The sequence below is a fragment of the Citrifermentans bremense genome (genome assembly GCF_014218275.1).
In the GTDB taxonomy this organism is placed as follows: domain Bacteria; phylum Desulfobacterota; class Desulfuromonadia; order Geobacterales; family Geobacteraceae; genus Geomonas; species Geomonas pelophila.
Genome location: NZ_AP023213.1, coordinates 1381778 through 1408065, shown reverse-complemented (window position 1 = coordinate 1408065; position 26288 = coordinate 1381778). Strand labels below are relative to the sequence as shown.

The 26288-nt window shown below is 53.5% G+C and carries 28 protein-coding genes, 1 other RNA gene and 1 pseudogene; 13 read left to right on the top strand and 17 right to left on the bottom strand.

Annotated features, from left to right (window positions below; all coding sequences use genetic code 11):
• Positions 1-70: 70 nt before the first annotated feature.
• Complete coding sequence (locus tag GEOBRER4_RS06220) at positions 71-511, top strand: hypothetical protein (RefSeq protein WP_185244674.1); 441 nt, start codon at positions 71-73, stop codon at positions 509-511.
• A gap of 786 nt (positions 512-1297) precedes the next feature.
• Here the strand turns inward: GEOBRER4_RS06220 and GEOBRER4_RS20340 are convergent.
• The 15 genes from GEOBRER4_RS20340 to GEOBRER4_RS06145 all read right to left on the bottom strand — a co-directional run bounded on the left by GEOBRER4_RS20340 (position 1298) and on the right by GEOBRER4_RS06145 (position 13149).
• Positions 1298-1483 carry an organomercurial lyase gene (locus GEOBRER4_RS20340; protein ID WP_226377945.1) on the bottom strand — a complete coding sequence of 62 codons (186 nt, stop codon included), beginning with the start codon at positions 1481-1483 and terminating at the stop codon, positions 1298-1300.
• A gap of 18 nt (positions 1484-1501) precedes the next feature.
• Positions 1502-1720: a hypothetical protein gene (locus tag GEOBRER4_RS06210; RefSeq protein WP_185244672.1), complete on the bottom strand. Its 219-nt coding sequence runs from the start codon at positions 1718-1720 to the stop codon at positions 1502-1504.
• 505 nt (positions 1721-2225) lie between these two features.
• Complete coding sequence (locus GEOBRER4_RS06205; protein ID WP_185244671.1) at positions 2226-3173, bottom strand: transposase; 948 nt, start codon at positions 3171-3173, stop codon at positions 2226-2228.
• A gap of 330 nt (positions 3174-3503) precedes the next feature.
• Positions 3504-4085 carry a hypothetical protein gene (locus GEOBRER4_RS06200; protein ID WP_185244670.1) on the bottom strand — a complete coding sequence of 194 codons (582 nt, stop codon included), beginning with the start codon at positions 4083-4085 and terminating at the stop codon, positions 3504-3506.
• 296 nt (positions 4086-4381) lie between these two features.
• Positions 4382-4957 carry a transposase gene (locus tag GEOBRER4_RS06195; RefSeq protein WP_226377903.1) on the bottom strand — a complete coding sequence of 192 codons (576 nt, stop codon included), beginning with the start codon at positions 4955-4957 and terminating at the stop codon, positions 4382-4384.
• 379 nt (positions 4958-5336) lie between these two features.
• Positions 5337-5825 carry a hypothetical protein gene (locus GEOBRER4_RS06190; RefSeq protein ID WP_185244669.1) on the bottom strand — a complete coding sequence of 163 codons (489 nt, stop codon included), beginning with the start codon at positions 5823-5825 and terminating at the stop codon, positions 5337-5339.
• Positions 5786-6259: a type II toxin-antitoxin system HicB family antitoxin gene (locus tag GEOBRER4_RS06185; protein ID WP_197971395.1), complete on the bottom strand. Its 474-nt coding sequence runs from the start codon at positions 6257-6259 to the stop codon at positions 5786-5788. Before GEOBRER4_RS06185 ends, GEOBRER4_RS06190 begins: the two co-directional genes overlap by 40 nt.
• On the bottom strand, positions 6256-6504 hold the full coding sequence (locus tag GEOBRER4_RS20335) for a type II toxin-antitoxin system HicA family toxin (RefSeq protein WP_185244668.1): 249 nt from the start codon (positions 6502-6504) through the stop codon (positions 6256-6258). Before GEOBRER4_RS20335 ends, GEOBRER4_RS06185 begins: the two co-directional genes overlap by 4 nt.
• A 299-nt stretch (positions 6505-6803) precedes the next feature.
• On the bottom strand, positions 6804-8573 hold the full coding sequence (locus GEOBRER4_RS06175; RefSeq protein WP_185244667.1) for an ATP-dependent nuclease: 1770 nt from the start codon (positions 8571-8573) through the stop codon (positions 6804-6806).
• 230 nt (positions 8574-8803) lie between these two features.
• Complete coding sequence (locus GEOBRER4_RS06170; protein ID WP_185244666.1) at positions 8804-9514, bottom strand: HNH endonuclease; 711 nt, start codon at positions 9512-9514, stop codon at positions 8804-8806.
• A 566-nt stretch (positions 9515-10080) separates the two neighbouring features.
• Positions 10081-10572 (bottom strand): transposase, encoded by a 492-nt coding sequence (locus tag GEOBRER4_RS06165; RefSeq protein ID WP_185244665.1) that lies wholly within the window; start codon positions 10570-10572, stop codon positions 10081-10083.
• Between the two features lie 343 nt (positions 10573-10915).
• Positions 10916-11458, bottom strand: a complete 543-nt coding sequence (locus GEOBRER4_RS06160; RefSeq protein WP_185244664.1) for a hypothetical protein — start codon at positions 11456-11458, stop codon at positions 10916-10918.
• A gap of 149 nt (positions 11459-11607) precedes the next feature.
• Positions 11608-12105, bottom strand: coding sequence for a hypothetical protein (locus GEOBRER4_RS06155; RefSeq protein WP_185244663.1), 498 nt, complete (start codon positions 12103-12105; stop codon positions 11608-11610).
• Between the two features lie 179 nt (positions 12106-12284).
• On the bottom strand, positions 12285-12650 hold the full coding sequence (locus GEOBRER4_RS06150; protein WP_185244662.1) for a hypothetical protein: 366 nt from the start codon (positions 12648-12650) through the stop codon (positions 12285-12287).
• A gap of 67 nt (positions 12651-12717) precedes the next feature.
• The gene (locus GEOBRER4_RS06145; RefSeq protein WP_185244661.1) at positions 12718-13149 is read right to left on the bottom strand and encodes a hypothetical protein; all 432 of its coding nucleotides are present in this window, start codon (positions 13147-13149) and stop codon (positions 12718-12720) included.
• Between the two features lie 607 nt (positions 13150-13756).
• Between GEOBRER4_RS06145 and GEOBRER4_RS06140 the strand changes: the two genes are divergently transcribed.
• The 7 genes from GEOBRER4_RS06140 (at position 13757) to GEOBRER4_RS06110 (ending at position 21122) form a co-directional block, all read left to right on the top strand.
• Entirely contained in the window at positions 13757-15667 is a 1911-nt protein-coding gene (locus GEOBRER4_RS06140; protein ID WP_185244660.1) for a sulfurtransferase, read from the top strand.
• Between the two features lie 72 nt (positions 15668-15739).
• On the top strand, positions 15740-16579 hold the full coding sequence (locus tag GEOBRER4_RS06135; protein WP_185244659.1) for a hypothetical protein: 840 nt from the start codon (positions 15740-15742) through the stop codon (positions 16577-16579).
• 222 nt (positions 16580-16801) lie between these two features.
• Positions 16802-17518, top strand: coding sequence for a TVP38/TMEM64 family protein (locus GEOBRER4_RS06130; RefSeq protein WP_226377902.1), 717 nt, complete (start codon positions 16802-16804; stop codon positions 17516-17518).
• Positions 17515-18225, top strand: coding sequence for a glycosyltransferase family 2 protein (locus GEOBRER4_RS06125; protein WP_185244657.1), 711 nt, complete (start codon positions 17515-17517; stop codon positions 18223-18225). The genes GEOBRER4_RS06130 and GEOBRER4_RS06125 overlap by 4 nt, the downstream gene beginning before the upstream one ends.
• A gap of 54 nt (positions 18226-18279) precedes the next feature.
• Positions 18280-19161, top strand: a complete 882-nt coding sequence (locus GEOBRER4_RS06120; RefSeq protein WP_185244656.1) for a sulfurtransferase — start codon at positions 18280-18282, stop codon at positions 19159-19161.
• A 6-nt stretch (positions 19162-19167) separates the two neighbouring features.
• Positions 19168-19650, top strand: a complete 483-nt coding sequence (locus GEOBRER4_RS06115; RefSeq protein WP_185244655.1) for a hypothetical protein — start codon at positions 19168-19170, stop codon at positions 19648-19650.
• Positions 19650-21122 (top strand): glycosyltransferase, encoded by a 1473-nt coding sequence (locus GEOBRER4_RS06110; RefSeq protein WP_226377901.1) that lies wholly within the window; start codon positions 19650-19652, stop codon positions 21120-21122. The genes GEOBRER4_RS06115 and GEOBRER4_RS06110 overlap by 1 nt, the downstream gene beginning before the upstream one ends.
• Here the strand turns inward: GEOBRER4_RS06110 and GEOBRER4_RS06105 are convergent.
• Both GEOBRER4_RS06105 and GEOBRER4_RS06100 read right to left on the bottom strand, forming a co-directional pair.
• Entirely contained in the window at positions 21100-22353 is a 1254-nt protein-coding gene (locus GEOBRER4_RS06105; protein ID WP_185244654.1) for a glycosyltransferase 87 family protein, read from the bottom strand. The genes GEOBRER4_RS06110 and GEOBRER4_RS06105 overlap by 23 nt on opposite strands.
• A gap of 324 nt (positions 22354-22677) precedes the next feature.
• A complete protein-coding gene (locus tag GEOBRER4_RS06100; RefSeq protein ID WP_185244653.1) occupies positions 22678-23109 on the bottom strand; it encodes a hypothetical protein in 432 nt (143 codons plus the stop codon).
• A 278-nt stretch (positions 23110-23387) separates the two neighbouring features.
• Here GEOBRER4_RS06100 and smpB point away from each other — a divergent pair, with 278 nt between their 5' ends.
• The 5 genes and pseudogenes from smpB to GEOBRER4_RS06080 all read left to right on the top strand — a co-directional run bounded on the left by smpB (position 23388) and on the right by GEOBRER4_RS06080 (position 26225).
• Entirely contained in the window at positions 23388-23861 is a 474-nt protein-coding gene (gene smpB / locus GEOBRER4_RS06095; RefSeq protein ID WP_185244652.1) for an SsrA-binding protein SmpB, read from the top strand.
• Between the two features lie 37 nt (positions 23862-23898).
• Positions 23899-24249, top strand: a transfer-messenger RNA (tmRNA) gene (gene ssrA / locus GEOBRER4_RS06090).
• Positions 24250-25019: 770 nt separating this feature from the next.
• Positions 25020-25226, top strand: a pseudogene (locus GEOBRER4_RS20420) (NAD(P)H:quinone oxidoreductase); the annotation flags it as partial.
• On the top strand, positions 25133-25531 hold the full coding sequence (locus GEOBRER4_RS20330; protein WP_442778117.1) for an MFS transporter: 399 nt from the start codon (positions 25133-25135) through the stop codon (positions 25529-25531). The pseudogene GEOBRER4_RS20420 and the gene GEOBRER4_RS20330, both read left to right, overlap by 94 nt.
• A gap of 1 nt (position 25532) precedes the next feature.
• On the top strand, positions 25533-26225 hold the full coding sequence (locus GEOBRER4_RS06080) for a VIT1/CCC1 transporter family protein (protein ID WP_185244651.1): 693 nt from the start codon (positions 25533-25535) through the stop codon (positions 26223-26225).
• Positions 26226-26288: the final 63 nt, after the last annotated feature.

The window sequence follows — 26288 nt, the reverse complement described above, 5'->3', positions numbered from 1 at the left end:
TTTTAAATTAGCGATGTTTAATTCAACCCCAGAATCCTACGCTTCGCTATTGCGAAGGAAGGAGGTGCACGTGAGTCAAGGAATCTTACGGAACTACAGGAATGTCCCACCTACGAAATTTCACTCGTTCAACCAGAAGGTGGCAACTGCTCTGGCTGACAAAACCAGGATTCCGGATTCGACTTGGGCAGCGAACCCGTCGTTGCTCCAATCGTATCTCGCCGTATCGGCGAAGCACGATGCCGTCTATCATGAGTCCATGTTGGGCAGTAAGCTGGTGATCGCGGAACGCGAAGTCCTCCAGTCACAGCTTGTGATTTACCTTGACGAGATCGCCCTTATCCTGGAAATGGCCGCGGTGCACACTCCCGATATCCTTATCGCATCGGGGTTCGAATCCGTCAAAGACAGGAGGTTGCACAACAGGGGCAGGGCGGTTCCGGCAACTCCCGAAGCCCCTAACGCAACGCCAGCGGAACATGGTGAAGGTGGGGACGGTACAGCAACCTGATCCCTCTTCGATTGCGACAAGTAACACGCTTTTAGATGACAAAAAAGCCGGGGCGCTGTCAGGCGCCCCGGCTTTCCTTTTTCCCAATTTCCCCTCTGGAATCGGCCATCCCTTGTGCCGTAGGTGTTGCCGCCCCACCCTTTTCCCGCCTCACGTGGACTACAAGTCCTGACACGAGTCGCACAACTTGTCGATCGCGACATACAAGCGGCAAACTGCGAGTTGTAACTTATCAACTGCGATCTGTAAGCTGTAAACCGCGATAGATTAAATACAAGGAGCGATTTACAACTTGTAAACCGTAGTTTATTAAATGTGAATCGCAATTTGTAACTTATCGATCGCGATTTGGAAGTTATGAATTGCGATTGAAAACTTACCAACTGCAATATACAAGTTGTAGCTCGCGATTTATAAATTGTTGATCGCGGTTTAGAAGTTGTCGATCGCAGGTTACAAGTTGTAGATCGTGATTTAGAAGTTACAGACAGCGATTTGGAAGTTATCGGCCGTTTCGGGTGATAAGGGCCGTTTCCTGCGCCTTTGCCCTACTCATTCCGGCATCCAGAAGGGGCCCTCTTTCCCCAGTTTCTTTAGCGACGCTACCAATTGGCTGGCGTGCTCGTGGATACGGGAGAGATAATCAGGCTGCAGGCGACTCGTGCAAAGGGGGCCACTGAAGACTTCCGCCCAGGTGGACAAGGGCATGATGGAGTCAGCCGAATCTGGATTGTAAAGCGCCCAATTCTTCACATGATCTTCCGACCGGAAGAGGTTCATGCGGCTTCAACCCGCGCCCCAGCTCACTGCTCCCGTCAAGACCTTCGCAAAGGGGAGATTCATGTGTCCGACGGCGGTAGGGGGATCAACCTCGAGGATCTCGTCGTCACGCATGCGGATGCGGATCGGGTCCCCGCAATCGAGGCATCTGGTTTCGATGTGGATCTCTTTACGAGGGAAAAGCCAGCGCACGGCCAGCACTTCGAGCCCTCACTGGCCGTACCATTTCTGTTCCCCTTCGATGGTCACGAGGTATTGGGTCGGCAGGTTGGAGAAAGGGGCCCAGGACTCGACGTAGTCCGTGTCTTTGGCAAACCAGCAGCCGATGGAAGATTCCGCGGCCTGGTGCTGCGCCTGTCTGGCTTCTTCAGGTGACACTCCGAGAATTGCAGCGAGCTCCGTATAATGAGGAGCCCGTCCGCTCTTCATGAAATGCTCCAAGACAGCAGTGTATGCTCGTTGCACCAATGTAGCGTCCATGCTGTTTCCTCCCATGTGTCGGTGAATGATGGCAGAACGGATCAGTCCACGTGTCTGTGCCAACCGAAGCCTTGGCGAGGTTATGAGTTTATCACAATGCGAGGGCGCCGCTTGAGTGTGGGTGTAGAAGAACGCGGAGAGCGTCCGATGGAGGTCCAGAGAGATCAGTAGAGGGGGCAATCTTTCGTCTGTTATCGCTTTTTGAAGCAGCTACGTGTGGGCCCGTCCGCCCAGGTTTTTCGGGCGGCAGGTCGGCGTCCATGAGGCATGGCTGGCAACTCTGGCTGACAACTAGAGCACCAAAGGGGTCAGAGCTTGAATTTGCCCCTACCGAGTTCATGAAGGATCTCGCGCATAATGAGCTGCAATTCTGAGTTCGACATCAGCAATTTTTCCAACTTGGTACTAACCTTTGAGACCCCCGAATAGCTTAACTCAAAGAGCACCAAAGGGGTCAGAGCTTGAATTTGCCCCTACCGAGTTCACAAAGGATCTCGCGCACAATGAGCTGCAATTCTGAGTTCGACATCAGCAATTTTTCCAACTTGGTACTAACCTTTGAGACCCCCGAATAGCTTAACTCAAAGTAGCCACCGATTTCGGACAATCTGGCGCCGGAATAACGGTGGCAAAGGTGGATCGCAACCTGCCTGGCCAGCTGTGGCGCCAAACCTTTCTCATCCACTTTGGAAATTATATTCTCGATGCCATATCGATGGTGAAGTGCTTTGACTGCCGGTAGATCTGCCCTTGCACGCTCATTATCTACATAATCAGCCATTATCTCTTCAATGAAGTCGGGACTTCCCAAGACTGCACAGGCGACGGCACCAGCCAACGGGGAAACGTACTCCTTCCCAAGCAGGTCCTCAACAAACTCACGGTATCGGTTGGCGGCTTCACTGCTTTGGCAAAGAAGGCCACGGATGAATCTGCAGGTAAGCCAAGCGGGCTCAGGAATTTTGCCGATATAGGCGAGGTAGCTCGACCACTGATAGGTTGCCGGCTCCTTTGTCATACCAGCACGGACAGGGTTGAGATGCATATACCGCGACAACTCTAGAGCATACTGATCAGCTTCAACGAGGATGGCTTTAAACCTGCCTTGGAAGAGATGCCCTGCCCTTTTGCGTTTAACATTGAAGTAGGTGGTGTAGGACCCATTTAGAAGGTGCAGGATCTGTGAGAGATTAGCATGGGGAGTTTCGAGAAGAAGATGGTAGTGGTTAGTCATGAGGCAATAACCGTGAATGACTGCGCCATGCCGATCTACAGTGGAAGCCAAGTATTCCAAAAATTTGAGGCGGTCCCGTGCACTTTTGAAAATGTCGCACTTCTCATCACCTCGAGAGGTAACGTGGTAGAAAGCTCCAGGAAAGTCGATACGGAGTGGTCTTGCCATGGCCAGCCTCCTCTATATGAGGAGTTATACATTTATCCACGGCAAATTCAAGCTCTGACCCCTCTGCCCCCTTGGTTGCAATCGCGATATTGGTTGAACACAGTCGAGGTGGATGCAAAACCAGTAAGTAACGTCTCAAGCTCTCTCCAGAATGGCGGAAAATCCATCATGATCATTCATCCTTCCTCTGCGGTAACGGTGCGGAAGTTGACGGAGCGGATCGTCCCGTTCGAACTGCCTTGGTACCTTTGTTGCTGAAATATCACTAAGTTGAACCTGCCCCCTCTCCCCCTTTTACTGGTTAAATTCATCAATCCAGTATCGCAAGGCTCACTGTGCAGTTATAATGGGAAGATGCTGTTTGAGAATTTCAGCAAGTGACTCAATGTACTTGTTCTGATGCCCGTTGCCAGGGAATGGTAGAGTATACGTTTCTGTGTGTATTCCGGATTTGTCGATCGCCTCCAGTACCTGCGCTTCAATTCTCTTCAGTACAGTAACAACCACGACCGGCTGCATCTGCTTGATACGTTCGGACAAGTGAGGAATGCTAGAGTGGAGCAACTGTTCTCTATCGATACATGGTAGCTTGTTTACTGAGGTCTTTGTCAGGTCGTCTAAATAACAGCCACAATCCTTAAAGTATTCAAGAAAATGTCCAGTGCTGTCGAATTTGAGTCCGAACGCGTTCTCAAATGCCCTCCTTGTGTGGCGCGTCATACCACTACCCGTATAGAAGAATTTGCAGCTTGATGGTGGTGATTCAGCAACCAGCAGAATCCTCACATTTGATGGCAGATACGCTCTCCGTATTTCTTCATTACTCATTTTCTTTTCCAGCTGACGAGATATCTTCTGGCTGATAAGACCCGGTGCATCTTCATGGTGTGTCTCTGAGGTGGCCTGTGTCATCGGGACATCGCCTCCTTAAAGTGCATGAATGAAAAGTAGAGTAAGGTAGGGAAGAAGTGAGGGTTGGTTACGCAACTTTTATACTATCCGCTTCCTTTGAAACCGCAAGCCTTGAGGCCATACAATTCAAGCGGCATTGACCCTTGAATTGCCTCCCTGACAAAATCATAATTTCTGCATCATCCTCAGCAGACCAAGGGCCGTCATTCCCGTGTCCTTGTAATACCAGTTCCGTGCCTAAGCCTGGGGGTCAGGTCTTGTTTCTTGATTTTGCCGAGCAGCCTAAACAAACTAATTCAAGAATAAAGACCTGACCCCCAGGCCCCGGAAAGTCGATACGGAGTGGTCTTGCCATGGCCAGCCTCCTCTATATGAGAAGTTATACATTTATCCACGGCAAATTCAAGCTCTGACCCCTCTGCCCCCGGAATTTTGCCGATATAGGCGAGGTAGCTCGACCACTGATAGGTTGCCGGCTCCTTTGTCATACCAGCACGGACAGGGTTGAGATGCATATACCGCGACAACTCTAGAGCATACTGATCAGCTTCAACGAGGATGGCTTTAAACCTGCCTTGGAAGAGATGCCCTGCCCTTTTGCGTTTAACATTGAAGTAGGTGGTGTAGGACCCATTTAGAAGGTGCAGGATCTGTGAGAGATTAGCATGGGGAGTTTCGAGAAGAAGATGATAGTGGTTCGTCATGAGGCAATAACCGTGAATGACTGCGCCATGCCGATCTACAGTGGAAGCCAAGTATTCCAAAAATTTGAGGCGGTCCCGTGCACTTTTGAAAATGTCGCACTTCTCATCACCTCGTGAGGTAACGTGGTAGAAAGCTCCAGGAAAGTCGATACGGAGTGGTCTTGCCATGGCCAGCCTCCTCTATATGAGGAGTTATACATTTATCCACGGCAAATTCAAGCTCTGACCCCTCTGCCCCTCTGACCCCTCTGCCCCTTTGGTAGAAAGCTCCAGGAAAGTCGATACGGAGTGGTCGTGCCATGGCCAGCCTCCTCTATATGAGGAGTTATACATTTATCCACGACAAATTCAAGCTCTGACCCCTCTGCCCCTCAAAAAGCGTCAGGTGACAAAGCAAAAAGGCTCCGGCTGGCTCTGGCGAGCCAACCGAAGCCTTGGCAAACGTTGGTGGAAGCGGTCGTCCATCGCTTTCAAGCGCTAAACGCCTATCTTACAACAATAATCCTGGGAAGCCCAAAGATACTCTCAAGCCCCCCCACAGGACGCATCAAGATTTAGCCTTGCCTCTTGCTCTTTTCTTTTTAGGTGGATCTTCGACTTCTACAAATCTTGCTATTTCTGCTGGTGGAACAACGATATCACGGAGGCCCATCTTTGCAAGGGTGTCCGTAATGTATTGAGAGACAATAGGACTGATCTGGGAAAATGGCAAAGCCCAGAATCTGATGTCCTCAACAACGGCAACTTCTGTGTCATTAGAAGGAGTAACCGAAAATAGACCTTCGAACATACATTCACAGAAAAAAGCGACTTCTTCCGTATCTTTGAGTTTACCTACAACCTTCATACCTAACCGCAGAGTATATTTATCTCCAGGCTTAAGTGTTTTTATATCAGAAGGTGCATGCAACTCATTGGTGATCTGAAGATCACCACCCGAATCAGGTTCGAGTTCAAGAACTCTCTCCGCGTTGCAACTCCGCAACGTGTAACTAACTAGTGAGACATCCGGGCCGAGATGTTTTTTGCCGTCCATTCGTCTCCTCCAGAAGAAAAAGTAAAGGGCATAGATTTCTGTTCACTATGGTAATGATTGTGGGTATGGCTATGGTGTTCAATAACCGTATTGTTTGTGTTGGTAAGGTATGTTTCGATTGACTTCGAAACAAGTTCATTCAAAGAAATTTTTTCCGTAAAGGCCCTTATAGAAGCTTTACGATGCAGCTCTGATTTGACTCTCACGTTAAAAGAACCCTTAAACGGATGATCTGGCTCTTTTCCAATCTCTTTACATGTTTCTATATAGTCATTGACTGCTGATATAAATTCGTTTTTCAATTCTTTGATGTTATCTGCTTCATATGTGATAACATCATTGATGAAAAGAATTTTCCCGAACAGGCAATTATCCTTAACACTAATTTGAATTGACCCTGAATACCCTTGATATTCAAAAATATCGTTCATCATAGAAATCCTCCATCCTCAAGGCCGGTGATAATTAGATCTATAACATACTCCTTCAGTATGTTACCAGGGTGAGGTTTGTGCACTGTAATTAATACCTTTTTTGCCTTGTGATAAAATTTTCGGCGTGAGCCGTCCCCTTTCAACAATTCAAACTCGAAATGTTGCAGTAGAGAAGTAGCCTCAGACCACGTGAAATCTTTCGGCTTGGCTTTCAGCCGCTTTAGGAGTTTTTCATATCTTGACATGAAGGACCTTTCGGGGACGGAGTGTCATTATTACACCATAATACAACTTTTTTGCAACTGAATTATAGTTGCTACCTCACATCCTTGAACCTGAACGCTGTAAGTATCTATAATTACAACACCTGATCGCCACTACCATAGGTTTTTCCCAAAGACTTCCCCGTGCTGCGAAGAGTGACCTTGCCGCAGACTTGAATCATTGCATAATGCGCAAGTTGGTCTGGAGTAGCTCTGACAAGCTTGTTAAAAAAGCCCAAAGTGCATGTATTTTTTTGAATGCCATGTTTAGTCAAATCATTCTATCCATTTCTAAAATCTTCGAGAGATTCTAATAGCTCCACCAGATCTGGAGCTATCTCGTCTTTATGCATAGCTTCGATAATACGCGAATCAGTAAGAGATATGCCCAACAGCGACTGTATTTGATCACGCAGCATTCTTAGCACCTCCTTCCCGGGGAGAAGAACCAGCCTAAGGGATAAATCATTCCACTTGGGTGTGAACCGGGCGATGGTTTCAAGAGTAATATCTGCCTGATCTTTACCGTTAGCGCGTAGGAAGACGTTTCGGCGTGCAATAATCTGTGATTGGATTTCATCCTTCAGCGGATCTGTCAGCTTTTGTAACAACTCATAGGTATCTGGTAGCGAAGGAATTTCTTCACCATCACGCGCGACACGCTCAAGCACTGCTCGTTTGATGGCACGATCAAGTGCCGAAGGAACAAGTAGATAGTTCTCAATTTCCTTGTACTGGTGCACATGTGCAAGACTGAGATGTTGTGATAGACAAGACTTTACCTTTTCGATTTCTTCATCACAAAAGTAATCTCGGTCATAAACAGCTCCGATTATCAATGGGGCACCAAGCGCATCAGCAATCCCAGCGGCGAGGGTTGTTATCCTAGACCAAGATCCAAAACCTCCTGATTCTAACGGAGTGATACCCACTCCAGCGCTCAATTCCAAAAGGCCAAGTTTTCGGGCAAACCTGCGTAGCAGGCGAAAGTCATCTGTCCCTTCAAGAAATAGAACATGTCTATTGCGAGCAAGAGCTGTTAGCGTGATGTTCTGGACCGACCCGACTGCTTCCAAGGCACGTTGTACTCCGGTCACGTCTCGGAGTCGCTCGCCTGATCTTTTGTTTTTGTCTATGAACACAAGCTCACTAGGGTCAGCCTCTGCCATAATCTCGGTTGAGTGTGTTGCCAACAAGACATCAGGCCCTGCATCTCTTAACACAGCCAATAGCTGGCGTTGAATATCAGGATGGAGATAAACTTCAGGCTCATCAACTACAACCAACGACGTTCCCCTTGCACGAGACAGATGTGTCAAAAGTTGACACCATATCTGGAAGCCAAAGCCCACCCAATAGAGTTCTCTGGTCATTCTATCTTCAATGCAAAACATACTCAATTCGCCGACCATTTTGTCGCCGATTTCAGGCGGATTTATAGTCATTCCTGGCCATGTCGCGCTAACAAGACCGGCGAATGCATCAAAGTCCTCTGGAAAATAATGCCAATAGTTTCTAAAATGTCTTGAAGCGCGATGAGTGGAAAGCCCGCTTACAATCGTACTTTTCTCGCGCAGTTGCTCTCTATGTTCAACGGGCCCAAGAACAGGCACCACAGTTAAAGTTATGGGAAACTTTCTCTTGAATATTGAAACAGATGTTATTGGGTATCCTTGCGCATCAGGAACGAGGAAACAACCACCATCTTTTGGAAAGACTAGGTGAAGTTTGTTTCCGTTGCTCAGTTTGAAAGTAACTTGTGAATCATCTAGTGAATAATCTGTATGAACATTTTCCAAGGATATTGGCAAGCTATCTTCAGGGACATTATAGGCTAACCTCCGGCCGGACTCGAAATCTACAGGACTCGGAGTTTTGGTTCGAGCGATTCGGAGTCCGCTTGCCAGCGCACGTAGGGCACCGATTATTGTTGACTTGCCAGAATTGTTTTGACCGACCAGTATGTTGATTTGATGGAGATTTAAAGTGAATTGTTTTAATGCTTTAAACTGCATGAACTGAATGGTTACAATGCGAGCATCATTATTCACTGTTTTTTCCTTATGCTGTTCGGTGTGGGAAGACTGGGGGGCACCCATTAAAAAGGCTGTCCGTTATGTGGCAATCCAGCATTGCCAACAATGGTTTTGTCTCTTGCTATGCCAGGAGGTGCCTTTTTGATGATTATCAGGTCTTATTTCTTGAATTTAGAAGCCCGCTGGTGGTGGTAATGTCAAGATTCAAGACCTGCCCCCCAGGCCACGTAACCGTACCTACTAACTCATTCGTCACACAATGGCCCAAAAATTTTCCTCTTGTGCCTCTTGATGTATGAAACAAACTCCTTATGCTCCTGGACCCATTCATCACTTTTAACGCTTCTGATTTTTTTGATATAAAACCTTTCGGATGTCCATGATTTCTTTGAATTGCAGCTTTTACATGCTAAAGCAATGTTCGCTGGCCAGTGAGAGCCACCTGACGATAGCGGCATAAGGTGATCTATGGTAAACTTCTCAGCACCCGAACTATATATTGGACACATGCAGTAATAACACAATCCTACTTGCAGCTTATATATTATCTCCAAGTCTGTTGTGTCATATGATCCAGAGGCCTCATTCTCTAGAAGAATTCGAGTTTTCCTAAGCCTTCTGAGCTTTATCCCATTTTTAATTTTCTTAAAAACATTATCCACATCTATCCAAAGTTCATCAGAGATGAAACAACGGAAATTATGACGATCAGGAACAGTTTGATAACACTTACACAAGCCTCCGCTGACTATAAATGGGCCGCCACAAACAAGACAGGCAATGATTCTGTTGTTGTTGCATGCCTCTAGTAGATTCATGCGGATAATGTATCGCATAAAGCCATTGGCAATTTCCTCGTTAAAAACGATATTCATCCCTTGGTCAGCAAACATCATCTCATAGCTATCCAGTCCTTTGCGGTCAAACCACTCTGTGAAATCTAAGGTCGGTTCCATGCCTTGCACCCAGTAAGCTCATCGTATCGGTCAAGAAGCCTGGGGGTCAGGTTTATTCTTGAATTCCAGCCATCGGCAAATGGGAAAATCAAAAACAAGACTTGCCCACCCTATTCACGGCTCTTAGTCTCCCCACCTGGGGCCTGGGGGTCATGGGGCCTGGGGGTCACCCATTAAAAGGCTGCCGGTCAAGGGCAAAAACGTCCCGTAAGCAAGAAGGTGTTTCTTCAAGCCCTGCTGTTGTCGGTCGTCGCCATCCGTACATTGCCGTTATTTCGTTCACTTCGGATGTCAGCCTTTGCTGCACCCAGTCACCCATCAGGATCAAGGCCACTTAGGAAGTATGCGAAGCTTGGCCCCTTCCGCTTTTTGCGGACCAGAAAACCTTCGGTTCCAGGCCGTGTCCAATCGATTGTTTCAGGTCTAATGGTTGTTAACCAGCCCCTTGCTGGCTCACGGCATGGCAGTAAAGACGTCGATAACCTAGTATGTCTGGGAGGAGCGGCTGCCAATCAGGTCTCGTGGTTTTCCCAACCCCTAGGCGGGCTCACCGCTCCAGCCAGTTCCTATGTGAATATCTTTTCCTGCACAAATTCGACTTGGTCCCGCATGATGTGGTACGCGGCCCTCGCCAGTTTGTGTGCAAGCGCTGTATGGGCTACCATGAAGTTGGTCTTTCTCAACTTGCGGTTGTAATAGGCTCTGGCTCTTTCATCATAGCGTCGTGCAAATTCAGCAGCTTCAGAAAAGGCCCAAGAGAGGTACTTGTTGCCGTTCTTCTTGTTGCCTTTTCCTTTTGTCTTTTCGTTGCTAGTCCACCGTGAGGAGACAAGTCGACAGTATGAGGCATAGTTGCCGACATTTTGAAACCGATCCACCGGACCAGTTTCGAGCATGATGGTTAAAGCTATGATCTTGCCGATGCCAGGAACAGTGAGTAACAGTTTGTACCTGTCCTCCAGTTTAAGCTTTCTCTCGATCACAGCCTCGATGCTGTCCCACTCCTTGTAGAGTGCCAGCGAATAACTCAAGTCGTTGGACAATCGTTGTGATGTCATTAGGCAGCTTCTCATGGAAGATGCGCTTCCCCTTACCGTCGATGATTGCCAAATAGCTGTTGGTTGAATGGAGATCTATTCCAGAGTACAGTTTCATCGGGCACCTCCTGATGTTACGAGATTGGCGTCTCGGTAACAGCATATCAGGAAGATGTTTGCTCTCTTGCTATGCAAGGAGGTGCCTTTTAGATGATTATCAGGTCTTGTTTCTTGATTTTGGGTGCTGCCTAAACAAAACAATTCAAGAATAAAGACCTTCCCCCTGCCCGTACAACATTGGCTTAAAAAAAAATGGAGATTGATTCCTCCCGTCCGGATTGTCCAACAAAATGAATTAACTTCTCTAGACTCTATGATATTCATTGTAGTGAATATTAGAAGGCATGGGCTCTATAGCCCAGTCACATCTGACCCCTCTACCTATATTAATAGCATCATTAAATGCTAACCTTGGGAGATATTCGTGATCAATTCTCGCGTACTCCATTTGTTTGTTTTTTAAAGGAGCAAGACCAAATTTGTCTTTAAATGCATGCAACATCGCCGCTTCAGTGTCCTTATGTCTACAATGATTGTTGCCTGTGCATTTTGGAAGACAAAAGGCTATTTCCAAGGGGAATTCACTCATAATCTCTGACATATTACCGAGCCAGTTCCGGTGCTGCTCTATTCTGGTTTTAAAATTGCCCTCACCGATGTAGAGAACTGGAGATATGGCCTTAGGATATTTTATTGCAAAGTACCCAGCGACCCTTATTACATACACAGAACTAGACAGGTCCGATTCTGATATTTCCAATTTTCCCAACTGGGGCAGTACATCTTTTTTCCACTTAGATCCTATTTCATATGTTATCCAATGCCAGTTGATATTTATTTGTGCCATTTCTCCCCCTTTCAGTGTGTTTTGACCAACGAAGCTTGGGGGTCAGATCTTGTTTCTTGAATTTTTGAGCCAGCTTGGCTAACGGCATTGTTTAGATTAAAGACCTGCCCCCAGGCCTCCACTCTACTCTGCCCATCCCTGGTCCGAAACTATTGTGAGGTACATTCAGCTTGAGCAGCCTTGACAGCCTCGGTTATGTCAACAACTTCTGGATCATCCCAAACAGAATCCCTAAGGTGAACAATTGTAGCATTTACATGCTCTCGAAATTTGCCGAATTGATGCACAGAACTATGTGGTATTAAACAGGCTTTTAGGACTGTAAAGTCCTCCCTGAACAGGACTCCAGCAAGGAAATCGAAGTGGCAATGAGATAGGCCTCTTATAGCACTTAATTGCCTAGATTTGTTGAGGTGAGTAACACGGCGACCCTTTATTTCATATTTTCTGCCTTCTGTGTCAACGGCATCATATCCTGTGGTTGATTTAGGTGCCAACGAAAGACTCAAGGCTGTTGAGACAAGACGTTCAGCGTAATCGGCAACGGGATTGTTTGTGCTTCTTATCAGACCTCGTTCCTTAAGCAAGTGGAGAATTTCACAGTACATCGTGAAAAGCTGTGGCGATCTTACCTCACTTATATCCACATTAAACTCCTATACCAGCTAAATTGCGAAAGCTTGAGGTCAAGTTTCGCTTCTTGCTCATTTACAACTACGGAGAGAGCGAAGTGGACACGTATAAGTTTATAAAATTCAGTAAGAAGAAACTTGTAATCTTATACGCTTCCCCCTGGTTTCCCTGGTCCCCTGACTCGCTTAGTTTTCTATACCTGCTCCATCAGTAGAACTCCAACAACATCAGAACGACCTGACGCTCTAATGTATGGCTCCATTTCTCTAGGGATTGTAAGGTAGCGTAGGGCTTTATATCTTCCTACATATTCCCAAGCATTGACGGCCCGCTTCATGAATATAGGAATAGGTGAAAGCTGTTGTCCTAGCATCTTGCCAGCACTTTCTATGATCGGTCCTTGTCCCACTAAGATTACCTTGGGAGCATTAGGATTGTATTTATCCGTAAGGCATGCGGCAACAACTTCACCACCTTTGGTAGGTAGGTATGACTGCACGCTGCCTCCTAAAACCGCATTTATTTCGGCCCTGGTATATTTCGTACCTTCTTTAAACATATAACCTCCTGACTACCAGCAGTTTTTGCGAGCCTTAGGTTCAAGCCTGCTTCTTCCTCTTTTACAACTACGGCACGGCCCATTCAAAACTCTGCATCCAGTTTTCGCCTCCGTCGCCTCCGTCGGAACCTTTGTACTTGTAGGTGAACTTCAGTACCATGCCTTGTTCCACTGGAATCGGAAGTTTTACGCTGAAGGGAAATATCACATCCTGTTTGACCTGGTACGGGATGAAGCACACATTACGCGCTCTCGTCTTGCCCGCGGCATCGACTGCTGCAACCCAAATCTCGATCCCGTCCATGAATGCGTAGCGGAGATTTTTTGCTACACCATCTACAACCGTCTCCATTCCCGCCTGTTTGATCTCCCAGGCCAAGGCCATGTCGAACTGCGAATAATGGTACGGCAGCGACTTCAACCGTTCACTGTTCACATCGCTGTGCGTCGTGCAACCGCTGCAAAAGATCGTCAACAGAAACAGCCAAAGCTTTCGCATTTAATCCACCTCGGGACACAACTTCTCTGCTTCTATATCGGCCTCACGCGAACGACAATCTGTAAACACTATGAGATATACCCCGGCGATTAACCCTCTGGAATATTTTTAATATTAAATATTTCTACTACTTATAATTGTTCATGACAGGGAGCGCCTGCACTTCGTGAGGAAGAGATAGCTATTCGATAAAGTGCTTCCTTTTTCCTGCGATGGCATTCAGCTTATAGTCGATGCCAATCCCACAGCCATCCGACTGAATCCCAACTACCACGGGAAAGTTGCGATTTCGTCCCCATTGCTCTAGGGCTAGGCTTCCACTGTCTCCCTCCTTAGCTAAACGCAGCCCGCATCTTAGCAAAGCATTATAATCATTTCCGAGGTCAGGGGCCGGCTCGGCTCCTGTCGTCGATCACCAGAGCTGGCTCGTTTGCCCCAACTTTATCCAGCGTTATGGGAAAAAACGATAACATTGTCATTGTTTTACAAATATATCAATTTGACATTGTTAGGGGGCCTTGATAGCTTCGCGCCGCACGAGATGGGCACGTCGGTTTGTTCTTCGCAGTTACTGCGATTTTATGGATTAATTCTGAGGAGGAAGGTAATGAAACATGTAGTGAAGAGCATGCTGCTCATGATGCTCTGTGTGCTGCTCCTTGCCGGGTGCGGCAGCAGCGTCACGGACAAAACCGCCAACAAGGCGAAACTCGCCGCCGCGGCAACGGAGTTTCCCAACGCTGATCTTCTGGTCTCCGCCGATTCGGTGCAGCAAAGCCTGCAGGCCGCCGACCTCCTGATCATCGACGCGCGCTCGGCTTCGGCCTACGCGGCAGGACACGTCCCAGGTGCCATCAACCTGCAGCACAGCGCGTTCTGGACCAAGGGGGCCGGCCTCAAGGATACCGACACCCTGGCCGCCCAGCTGGGTGCTGCCGGCATCACCAGAGAGCAAAAGATCGTCATCTACGACAACACTACGGCCTCGTGGGGGGCTGCCGGGCGTCTCTTCTGGATGCTCGAATACTTGGGGAGCACCAACGTCCACATCCTCGACGGCGGTTGGGACAAGTGGGCCGCCGACGGGCGTCCCACCCAGAGCGCCACGGTAACCCGCGCCGCCGCGACCTTTATCCCCAGCGTGCAGAGCTCGCTCAAGTCGACCTCCTCGAAGATCGCGAGCCGCCTCTTCGACAACGATTTCGCCGTGATCGATACCCGCACCGATGAGGAATTCTCCGGGTGGCAGCTTTACGGCGAGACCCGCGGCGGACATATCCCGCGCGCGGTGAACCTCCCGTATGCCTGGTACTACAACACCGACAAGTCCACCATCCGTTACCAGCAACTGAAGTCGATGCTGGAGTCCCGCGGCATCACCCCCGACAAGGAGGTGACCGCCTACTGCACCGCGGGTATCCGCAGTGGCTATGCCTACTTCCTGCTCCGCCTTATGGGTTACGGCAAGTGCTCCAACTACGACGCATCGGCCTGGGACTGGGCAGACAACACATCGTACCCGATGGAGAAGGCGACCAACTACGCCGATGCCGTCTACCCGGCATGGGTCAAGGCGCTGATCGACTACCATAAACCCGGGAGCACCTCGGCCGCGCCGCCGCAGTACTCTTACGACCGCAACCACAAGTACGTGATTTTCGAAACCCAATGGGGGAGCTTCGAGGACATGGCCAATGGGTGGGCCGACAACTCTTACCTCCTCGGACACATCCCCGGCGCCATCCACTCGAACTCCGACGTCTATGAAAACGGCTACCCGCGCTGGTTCCTGCTTCCCGACGCAGAGCTGAAAACCGCGCTTGGGAGCATGGGGATCACCCCCGACACCACCGTCGTCGTCTACAGCGACTCGAACATCTTCGCGGCGCGCCTTTGGTGGATCCTCAAGTACGCGGGGGTCACCGACGTACGCTTCTTGAACGGCGGCATCCAGGCGTGGCAGGCCGCAGGGTACCCGACCGAGACTACCATCAACACCCCGGTCGCCACCACCTACACCGGCGCAACCAAGCCTGCGCTCCTCGCCACCACCTCGTATGTGGAGTCGGTCTACAACACGACCGCGAAGATGGTCGACGTGCGCGCCGGCAGCGAGTATGCCGGCATGATCAGCGGCTACGGCTATGTGGTGAACAAGGGACGCATCCCGGGGGCTGTCTGGGCCTACAACGCGGACGACTCCGCCGGGATCTACGTGGACGGCGACGCCACCCTGAGAAGCTACGAGGAGGTCAAGTCGCTCTGGAGCGGCCTCGGCATCGACTTCGGCCAGGAAACCATCTTCTACTGTGGCAGCGGCTACCGCTCCGCACTCGCCTACCTCTACGCCCACCTGATGGGGTACACCAACATCCGCAACTACTCGGACGGCTGGGAAGGGTGGTCCACCAACTACGTGAAAGATGACGCCTACCTGGCGAGCCCGTCCGTCCCGGGAAGTACCGACGGCTGGCGGCAGGACCCCTCCGGCCGTCCCGTCGCGACCGGCGGACTGTAAGACGAACCCGTGCATCTTCAGTAGGGAAGGCGCCGCTTTCGGCGCCTTCCTTTTGAGAACAGGAAGGAAATCATGAAAACGCTTCTCGCATCGCTGGCCGTAGTCGCACTTCTGGGCGCCTTCCAGGTGTCGTCCTGCTTCGCAGGGGCCTGGACCGCCAACAAGGGGGGCTTCTACGAAAAAGGCTCATTCAACTTCTACTACGCGGACAAGAACTTCGACCGGGACGGCAACCGCAGGGATCTCTCCGACCGCGGCGAGTTCACCGACTACAACCTGAGCAACTACTTCGAGTATGGCATTACCGACAGCCTCACCGTGCTTAACTCCATCTCCTACAAATGGCTGGAGAACGACAACGACCTGAGCCGCGCCACGGCGCACGGCATCGGCGACGTCGACTTGGGCGCGCGCTACCGCCTCTTCCAGAACGACGCGGTCGGCGTCATCTCTACGCAGCTCCTCGTGAAGGTTCCCGGCGGCTACGACAGGAACGACCCTCTTCCCATGGGCAACGACCAGTACGACACCGAGCTGCGCCTGCTCTACGGTCGCTCGCTCTACCCGAAACTGCCGGGCTACGCGAACCTCGAGATCGGCTACCGCCTGCGCGCCGGCGACCCCTCCGACGAACTCCGCTACCTCGTCGAGATCGGCTTCGACCTGGGCAAGAACTTCTTCACCCGCGCGAAACTCGACGGCATCTACAGCATCGACAACGGGAGCAAGGTGGACGGCTCAGGCAACCCGACCACGACCAACAACTTCGACCTGGGCAAGCTCGATCTGACCCTGGGCTATCAGGTCACCCCGTCGATGGGCGTCGAGCTCGGCTACCGCCCCGACCTCTACGGTCAGAACACCGCGGCCGGAGCAAACTACTCCGTGGCGCTCTACTTCAAGACGCCGTAGGGGGGGCGCCATGGCGACGGGAAAAACGGCGGTCCGTCCGGGCCTTGTTAAACTGCTTGCCGAAACGAAAAGCGGTTGTACCAACTGCGGCGTCTGTGTTGGGGATTGCACCTTCCTGAAAAAAGAAGGGACCCCCGGACAGATCGCCGGACCGGCGGCCTCCTTACCTACGTGAACCGCCTACTGCTCAAGAAAAGCTTCAAACAAAAGGAGGGATTTGCCGTGTCGCGGGAACGTAACCATGCCGTGGCAGCGGGGGGGCGCGGGAAGACCCCCTGGCAGCCGGTTGTGCTGATTGCCCTGCTTACTGCCGCCGTAGCGGGCGTTCAGCTGTCGGGAGCGAGCGAGTATCTCCAGCAGGACCGCCTGAAGGTCTTGATCGCCTCATACGGGACCCTGGCCCCGTTCATCTACGTCCTGATCTACTCCTTGGCGCCGGTCCTTTTCCTGCCTGCGCTGCCGCTCACCCTGGTAGGGGGGATCGTGTTCGGCCCCGTCTGGGGCGTGGTCTACACCATCGTCGGCGCGACCATAGGGGCCTCGCTTGCCTTCCTGGTCGCTCGCTACGCGGCGCGCGACTGGGTAGCGTCAAGGCTCACCGGTCCCAAGTGGGAGAGGCTCCAGAGCGAGGTGGCGCTGCACGGCTGGAAGGTAGTCGCCTTCACCCGACTGATCCCGGCCTTTCCCTTCAACCTTTTGAACTACGCCTTCGGGCTTACGAAGATCCGCTTCGCCCACTACGTGCTGGCTAGCTTTGTCTGCATGCTGCCGGCGACCGTCGCCTTCATCGTCTTCTCCAGCTCGCTGCTCGATCTTCTGAGCGGCCGCGTTTCCCCCGCGGCCCTGGCGGGGATTGGCCTCGTTTTGGCTGTTGTCCTGGTTCCGGTGTGCTATCGCCGCCGCAAGGCGAGCCAGGGAGGTTTGGCAGCTACCGAATGAGGGATGCAACCGAAACAGCTTTGGTGATACCGGCCCGGAACGAGGAGGCTGCGCTGCCGGGTGTGCTGGCCCGGGTTCCTGCCGGGATCTGCCGCGTCATCGTGGTCGATAACGGCTCCAGCGATGCGACGGCGCAGGTTGCGGCCTCCTTCGGAGCGTCGGTGGTGTACGAGCCGGTGCCGGGTTACGGCCGGGCCTGCCTCGCCGGGCTGGCCGCTTTGCGCGAAAACCCGCCGGCCATAGTCGCCTTTGTCGACGCGGATGGCAGCGATGATCTGTCGCTGTTCCCGGAACTGCTCGCCCCGGTCTGTGCCGGGGAGGCCGATCTCATGCTGGGGGGGCGCGTCCCGGTGGAAAACGGTGCGCTCAGCTTCCAGCAGCGCTTTGGTCACCTCCTGGCCACCTCGCTGATCCGGCTTTTCTGGGGGCACCGTTTCCGTGACCTGGGGCCCATGCGGGTGATCAGCTGGGATGCATTGGAGAGGCTGTCCATGCAGGACAGGGCATTCGGCTGGACCGTCGAGATGCAGGTCAGGGCGGTGCGCCACGGGCTGAATATCGGCGAGGTTGACGTACCGTACCGCCGGCGCAGCGCCGGCGTATCTAAGATCAGCCGGACCGTGAGCGGCACCGTGCAGGCAGGTTGCACCATCCTTTGGGTGATAGCGCGTGAACTTCGCGCGGAGCTTGCTGGAAGAAAAAGATAAGGGATTTAACCGCATCGGCGACGCGTGCGGGTACAGGAGACCAGGAGATAGTCGATGTCTAAAATCATTCGGATGATACAGACGGTGCGTAGTCCGCGCCTTGTGACCGCTGTTTTGGCGGTAATTCTTGTGCAGGTCTTTCTCCCTTTGTCCGCAAAAGCGGCGGACCTGGGGCTCATCGATGCCTCCCGACTGAAGGGGAGCGCCGGCAACTGGGTCATTCTCGATGCCCGTCCCCGCTCTGAGTGGCTGGCCGGCCACATCCCGGGTGCCATCTCCTTTTCCTGGGACGAATACACCCGTACCGACGCGCGTGGCGTGAAGTACAGCTCCTTTCCACCCAACGAGCTGGCCGCCCTCCTGGGGGCGATGGGGATTTCCGAGCGCACCCCGCTCGTCATCTACGGTGATGCGGACAAGAGCTGGGGAGGCGAAGGGTACGACGCCTGGCTGTTCTCGTGGCTCGGGCACAAGGGGCCGGTCCGCCTGTTGAACGGGGGCATCCAGACATGGCGCGGAGTGGGACTCCCGCTGGTCGCGGGAGCGGAGCAACGGCAGGCCAAGAGGGTCCCCTACCAGGTCCAGGTCAAGCCGCGGACCGTAATCTCGACCGAAGAACTGCAGGGACAGAAGGATGCCTGCACCGTGATCGACGTACGTTCCACCTTCGAGTGGCTGAAGGGGAGGATCCCCGGTGCGGTGCATATCCCCTGGGACGACTTCTACACCGGGAAGGAACGCAGGCCCCTGAACGCGACTGAGCTGCGGAAGCTTCTGACCAAACAGGGTGTTGACCTCAAAAAGCCGGTCGTGTATTACTGCCTGGGCGGCGTTCGTTCCGGCTATGCCTGGACTGTGCACCAGTTGGCGGGGCTCCCCGAAGCGAGAAATTACAAGGGGGGATGGGAGGCCTGGGATAAGAGAGAAGGGCGCTAGCTCATTTTGCGTATGTTTTCACTGACTAGACCGATGATGCTGCCGGCGCTATTGCTGCTCTTCTGGACCGGTACCGCCGAGGCGGCGTCGGGCCAGAAGAGGCTGCTCCTCTTCGCCAAGGACCCCGCCACCTGGTCCATCGTCAAGGGTGGTGCCCACGGCACGATGAGCTACCGCGAGGCGAGCGGCGCCTTTACCCTGACGGCATCCGGTCTCGCACCGCGCTCCCCCTACGCCTTGGTGCGCTACCAGGAGGCCCAGTCCCGCGGCGAAATCCTGGGCAGAGGCGCTAGCGACACGGAAGGGAAGCTCGCGCTGCAGGGGATCTGGCACACCTGGGTCGGCAAGTTTTGGGTGGTCTCGGGAGAGGATGTGGCCGGCGCGCCCGGTTCCGCCGCCTCCCCGAGGGCGTGGAGGCCCGAGCGCTACCTGTTTGAGGAAAAGCCTCTAGGCGTCCCCTGCGTCTGCCACGAACCTGAGGAACCCTGATGCCGCTGCTTCCCCCCATTTTGACCGCACTGCATTTCTGCGCCCTGCTAGGCCTCTGCCTGTACGGCGCGCACCGGCTCTGGCTGCTCAAGTGCCTCTGTTTCGATACTCACGACGTTGCGCCCCCTCCGCCACCGTTCACGACGCAGGAAGGTTTTCCTCGCGTCACCGTTCAGCTCCCCCTCTACAACGAGCGTTTCGTGGTGCGACGCCTGATCGACGCCGCCGCCTCGCTGCACTGGCCTGCCGACCGGCTAGAGATCCAGGTTCTGGACGATTCGAGCGACGACACGCGGTCCCTGGTGGACGAGCGGGTTCTTTACTGGCGTGGGAGGGGAGTGGACATCCAGGTGCTGCGGCGCGCCCACCGCGCAGGCTTCAAGGCGGGCGCCCTCGCCGAGGGGATGCGTCATGCGCGCGGGGAATTCCTGGCCCTGTTCGATGCCGATTTCATCCCGGCCCCGGACTTCCTGCAGCATACCGTGCCATGGTTCCGCGACGGCAGGGTCGGCATGGTTCAGGCGCGTTGGGGCTTTTGCAACGCCGATCATTCCTGGTTCACGGGGGTGCAGGCCCTGCTGCTCGGGCCCCACTTCAGCATCGAGCACCGGGTTCGCTACCTGAAGGGGCTCTTCTTCAATTTCAACGGTACTGCCGGGGTCTGGCGCAGGAGCGCCGTCGAAGAGGCCGGCGGGTGGCAGTCGGACACCGTCACCGAGGATCTCGACCTCAGCTACCGGGCCCAGCTTGCCGGGTGGCGCTTCGTCTACCGCGAGGAATGCACCGTTCCTTCCGAGCTTCCGATCACTGTCGGCGCTCTGCGCAGCCAGCAGCAGCGCTGGGCCAAAGGGTCGATCCAGACCGCCCGGAAGATCCTGCCCCGTCTGCTCGCCTCGAAGCTTCCCGTAGCCGTCAAGCTCGAGGCTGTTGCCCATCTTACCGCCAACTGCTACTGGCTCCTGGGCGTCGTGGTCATGCTAACCCTGTACCCGGCGGTAACCTTCCGGGTCGGCATTGGGCTGCATCAGATCCTGCGCATCGATCTCCCGCTTTTCCTCGGCACGAGCGGCGCCATCACGGGATACTTTCTCTATTATGCCGCCCGTAGCGGGACGCTCAAACCTGGGCAGCTCTGCCTGCTCCCGGCGCTTGCCATAGGCCTCGCGCCGAGCATCTCGCTGTCGGTACTGAAGGGGATGGTCTCCTTCGGCGGCAGTTTCGAGCGCACCCCGAAGTTCGGTGTGCGTGGGCGGGAGCGGGTCCCGGGGCTCGCCTTTCTCTACCGTCAGCGCAGCCTCCCATACCTTGTGCTGAACGTGCTCCTGTTCAGCTTCTCCCTGCTGCCGGTCGCCTTCGCCTGGGAACGCGGTGCCCTCGGCGCCATCCCGCTGTTTCTCCTGTTCCCGGTAGGTTTCGCTCTCGTGCTCCTGAAGGACCTGGACGAGCTGTTCATCTCCCGGCGGGCAAGCTGACCTGGCGGCTGCTCGATAGTAATTTCCCCATGCCCCACGCCGTGACCGGTGCCATGAACACCGCGGCGGTCACCCATCCGCTCTCGATCCACTGTCCCAAAATGAAATACGGGAGCTGCACCCAGTAGGTGAGTAGTACCGCCCAGCAAAAGACGATTCCCGCCGGTCCGGCTGCGAAAGGAAGCAGGGTCGCGAGGGTAACGGCGTACCACGGCTGCAGGGTCGGGGTGGTGAGCAAAAGAGCCATGGTGACCGCGTAGCAGGTGTAAAGGGCGCGCCTAGCCCGCGTCGCCAGAGGGGACGCGTCCTGCGCAACGGCCGCGCGCCAGGTCAACGCGGCAATGCAGCCCAGCAAAAGCGCCACCAGTGCGAGCCGCGCGAGGCTCCCGGACCCGGTGGCGCTGCGCAAAACGTTGAAGGCGAAGCCGGCGAACTCCCAGTTCTTCGCGTAGGCACCCAGGCTGTCGAGTATTCTCACGAGGTCCGGCAGGAACGGGACCGAGAGCAGCGCAAATCCTCCGCAGAACCCGGCCAGGAAGTGCGGGCGTCGGGGGCGCGGAGCAAGCAGGATGAGCACCGGCCCCAGTACCAGCGGGAAAAGTTTGACGAGGGCCGCCGCGGCGAAGACGGCCCCGGAGCCGGCCGCGCCCGTCCGCCTCCCGCCGTAGCTGAGCAGCAACAAAAGGGCCGCCAGAAATAGTGCCATGCCGGCCCCGTCCACATGCCCGGATCCTGCGATCTCCAGTACGGGCAGCGGATTCCAGGCGTACAGCACCGCTCGCCAGATCGGCAAATCCAGCTTCTGCAAGAGGAGGATCATCATTGCGCAGAGAGCGAGGTCGATCAGCACCAAGAACGCCTTAAGGCCGGTTACCGTTCCCCCCAGCGCCGTGCCCGCCGCGAAGACGAATTGCGCGGCAGGCGGGTAGATGGTGGTGTACTCCTTGTGGTTGATGGCGGCGTGGATCGGTTTCAGTTTCGCCGGCGGTACCACGGCGGCGGGAGCGGCGGCATAAGGGTTAATCCCGGAGAGGACATTGTGGCCGTCCCAGACGTAGCGGTAGATGTCGTCCGACAACTGCGCCGGGGCCAGCACGAACATGAGCCGCAGGATGAGGGCTACCCCCAAGATGAGAGCCGGCGACCAGGCATACGGACGCTGCTCCCCCCGGTACAATACAAACGCGAGCACCATGGTCGCTGCAGCAGAAATCCCTACCAGTAGCGGCACTGCCAGTCGCAGTTCTGGCTCCTGTGCCAGAAAAAAAAGTAGGGTAGCCAGCGACAGGGGGATTGTCACGCTGGTAATGAGAGGGGGGCTACCTGTTGCTGCAGTCTTTGTGGGATTATCTGTTTTTTGCTGTAACAACAGGAGCACCTTAGTATGTGATTGGTGGGGTTCAAAGCAGTAACGGCAGCATTTTGTTTGATGGCCAGCGGTTAACTGCTGAAGATGAGGTGCTGGAGGCTGCATTGGCAGCCCGGCAGCTTAACTCTCCGATGCCACCATAAATCGGAGCCTCGGGGTCAAGTCTTGCTTCTTGCTCATTTACAACTACGGCACAGCCCATTCGAAACTCTGCATCCAGTTTTCACCTCCGTCGCCTCCGTCGGAACCTTTGTACTTGTAGGTGAGCTTCAGTACCATGCCTGGTTCGACTGGAATCGGAAGTTTTACGCTGAAGGGAAAGATCCCATCCTGTTTGACCTGGTACGGGATGAAGCATACGTTACGAGCTCTCGTCTTGCCCGCAGCATCGACTGCAGCGATCCAAACCTCAACCCCTTCCATGAAGGCGTAGCGGAGATTTTTTGCCACACCATCTACAACCGTCTCCATTCCCGCCTGTTTGATCTCCCAGGCTAAGGTCATGTCGAACTGCGAATAATGGTACGGCAGCGACTTCAACCGTTCACTGTTCACATCGCTGTGCGTCGTGCAACCGCTGCAAAAGATCGTCAACAGAAACAGCCAAAGCTTTCGCATTTAATCCACCTCGAGATACACATTACTGCGTCTACATCGGCCTCACGCGAACGACAATCTGTAAACACACTATGAGATATACCCCGGCGATTAACCCTCTGGAATATTTTTAATATTAGATATTTCTATGTTTTTAATCCACAGGCACAGACGTGGCAGGTGATGATTCTCCGGGCGGTACTTAGCGGTGTGGGCAGCTTGGGATCTGGAAGGGCCGGTAAACGTCCACAGTTTTTACCCCTGTCTTTTTGTCCGGTGATCTGGTAGTATCTCACTTTATGGGTGAGAAGCTGATCTGCAACAACAAGAAAGCCTTCCACGATTATTTCATCGAGGAGCGTTACGAGGCAGGGATGGTGCTGCAGGGGACCGAGGTGAAGTCCCTGCGTAATGGCAAGGCGAACTTGAACGACTCCTTCGCCATGGTGAAAAACGGCGAAGCCTTCCTGCACAACTTCCACATCAACCCCTACGATTTCGGGAACCGGGAGAACCACGACCCCGACAGGATGAGGAAGCTTTTGCTGCATAAGAAGGAGATCGTGAAGCTTTTTGCCAAGATCCGCGAGCAGGGGTACACCCTGATCCCCTTGCGGGTTTACTTCAAGGACGGCAAGGTGAAAACCGAGTTGGGGCTGGCCAAGGGTAAGAAGAACTACGACAAGCGCGAAGTCATGAAAGAGAAGGACATGCAGCGCGACATAGTCCAGGGGCTGAAAGACAGAAACAGGGGTGCGAGAGACAGGGAGTAACGGCTGTCCAAGAGATGCCGATTTTAAAAAGATTTATGGGGGTGTAAAGGTTTCGACGGGGGTAATAAGCAAAGGTTGCATGCCGAGGTCCGGGTGGCTCGTTAAACAATCCGGGACGCATTAAGCGCCGACAATTACGATTACGCTTTAGCAGCTTAATAACCTGCTAACGTTCTACCTCGCTTCTCCCACGGGGGAGGATAGAACGTCATTCAGTGGGATAGTTTCAGGGAGAGTCCGTGGCCCTGCGGCGAAATTTAGCGGAACCGCCGATCAGGAATCCCGGCCTGTGGAGTCCTGAGAGGTTAAATTAAAAACAGGTATAAGCATGTAGACGCCTTTTGTGTACGACTTTCGGACGCGGGTTCGATTCCCGCCACCTCCACCAATTGAAGGTCCACCAAGGACCGGAGCAGTACGAAAAGCCCTGATAATTTCAGGGCTTTTTCTTTTTCTATTATCCAGGATAGTGCACTGGTGTATCCTGAAATCCTGTGCTTTTTGGGGTATGTAAAGACTATACATACCCCAAAGGGAAATCGGATCCCCCATAAGGTGAGGTAAGTGCCAGTGCCGAAAAGAATTGTCCCCCTTTCTGAGCAGCAAGTACGTAAAACGAAACCGAGGGTATCAATAGGCACGCTTACAGGCCTGAAACAATGGAGCAACAAACTCTCAGCAGAGTTTGAACAGCTAACTTACTAGAGTTGCCGCCCGCACGCGCCAGGCGGAAGGCGGAAACATCCGCAAAGCAAGGCTGCTCGTCGCTCCAAGGCAATCAATTGCCCTCTTCCAAAGGGAAACCACCCGCAACAACTGCTCCAGTGCCTAGTTACGATGTCAAACAGATTTTTGGGCTATGCAACATTCGTCAGAAATCGCTGCAAAAACCCGAAGTCCAGAATCCGTACCCTCCTCGACCGAAGGTTTACGGATGGTATAATCCATATCCGTTAACCGTCTATGTTTTGCCCATACTGCAGTCAAACATCTAATGATCGGAGGAGACCATGAAAGTACTCGTGGTTTACTATTCAATGTACGGTCACATACACCGGATGGCAGAGGCGGTGGCCGAAGGGGTCAGGGAATTGCCAGGAGGGGGTGGCTGTATTAAAGCGTGTACCTGAAACCCTCCCTGATGACGTGTTGGAGAAAATGGGAGCAATAGAGGCGCAGAAGGCATTTGCTCATGTACCCGTCTGCACAGTTGAGGTACTCCCCGACTACGACGCGATAGTCTTCGGGACCCCGACCCGTTTTGGCAACATGTGCGGACAGATGCGGCAATTCCTCGACGCTACTGGCGGTCTCTGGCTGCAAGGGGAGCTGGTCGTGAAGGCAGGAAGCGTCTTCGCCAGCTCGGCTACCCAACATGGCGGCCAGGAATCGACTATTCTTACGTTCCATACCTTCCTCCTCCAGGTCGCGACGGAGCGTTTTTCTGGAGTGTCTTCTATGACCCCGCCGTTCCCGGCCGTTTCGTCGAAACCTTCAGCAATGAAACCTGGGTTGAGCACCTGAGGCAGCATGACCGCATAACCAAGGCCGATCGTCAGGTGGAGGACGCGGTGCGGGCGTTCCAGATTGATGGGGAACCGCCCAAAGTTGAGCATCTGATCCATGCGGATTTAGACGATGGAGCCAATTACAAAACCACAGGTGGGTAGGATGCCTAAACATCTTGAGCAGCACTATGCAACCAGAATCGGTTGGCTGCGGGCAGCGGTGCTGGGCGCAAACGACGGCATTCTTTCTACGGCAAGCCTCGTTGTGGGGGTGGCAGCCGCCAACGCAGTGCGCGGTAATGTGTTCTTAGCGGGGGTAGCGGGCTTGGTGGCAGGTGCCATGTCAATGGCGGCGGGAGAGTATGTGTCCGTCAGTTCACAGTCCGACACCGAGAAGGCCGACCTTGACCGTGAGCGACGTGAGCTTAAGACGGACATTTTGACTGAGTGCCAGGAGTTGGCGGCCATATATGTCAGGAGAGGACTTGATCCCTCAATCGCAAGGCAGGTCGCCGAGCAGCTTATGGCACACGATGCGCTAGAGGCACATGCGCGCGATGAACTGGGAATTTCGGAAATAGTCATCGCCCGTCCCCTGCAGGCGGCACTGGCCTCTGCAGTAACTTTTTCAGTGGGTGCAGCCTTGCCGCTACTCATCGCCTTGATCAGTCCATCTGCCCATTTCATTCCCGTGGTGGCAGGCGGCTCACTTTTGTGTCTGGGGATTCTGGGCGCTTTGGCCGCACGAGTCGGGGGGGCAAGCGTTGTTGTCGGGGCAGTTCGTGTTGCTCTGTGGGGAGCCCTGGCGATGGCGGTCACGGCGGCAATAGGCGCCCTTTTCGGCACGGCGGTCTGATTGTCACCTGCTGTTCGCAGCAATTCACGGTCATTTTTTTTGCGGGCCCCTTCCTGAAACAGA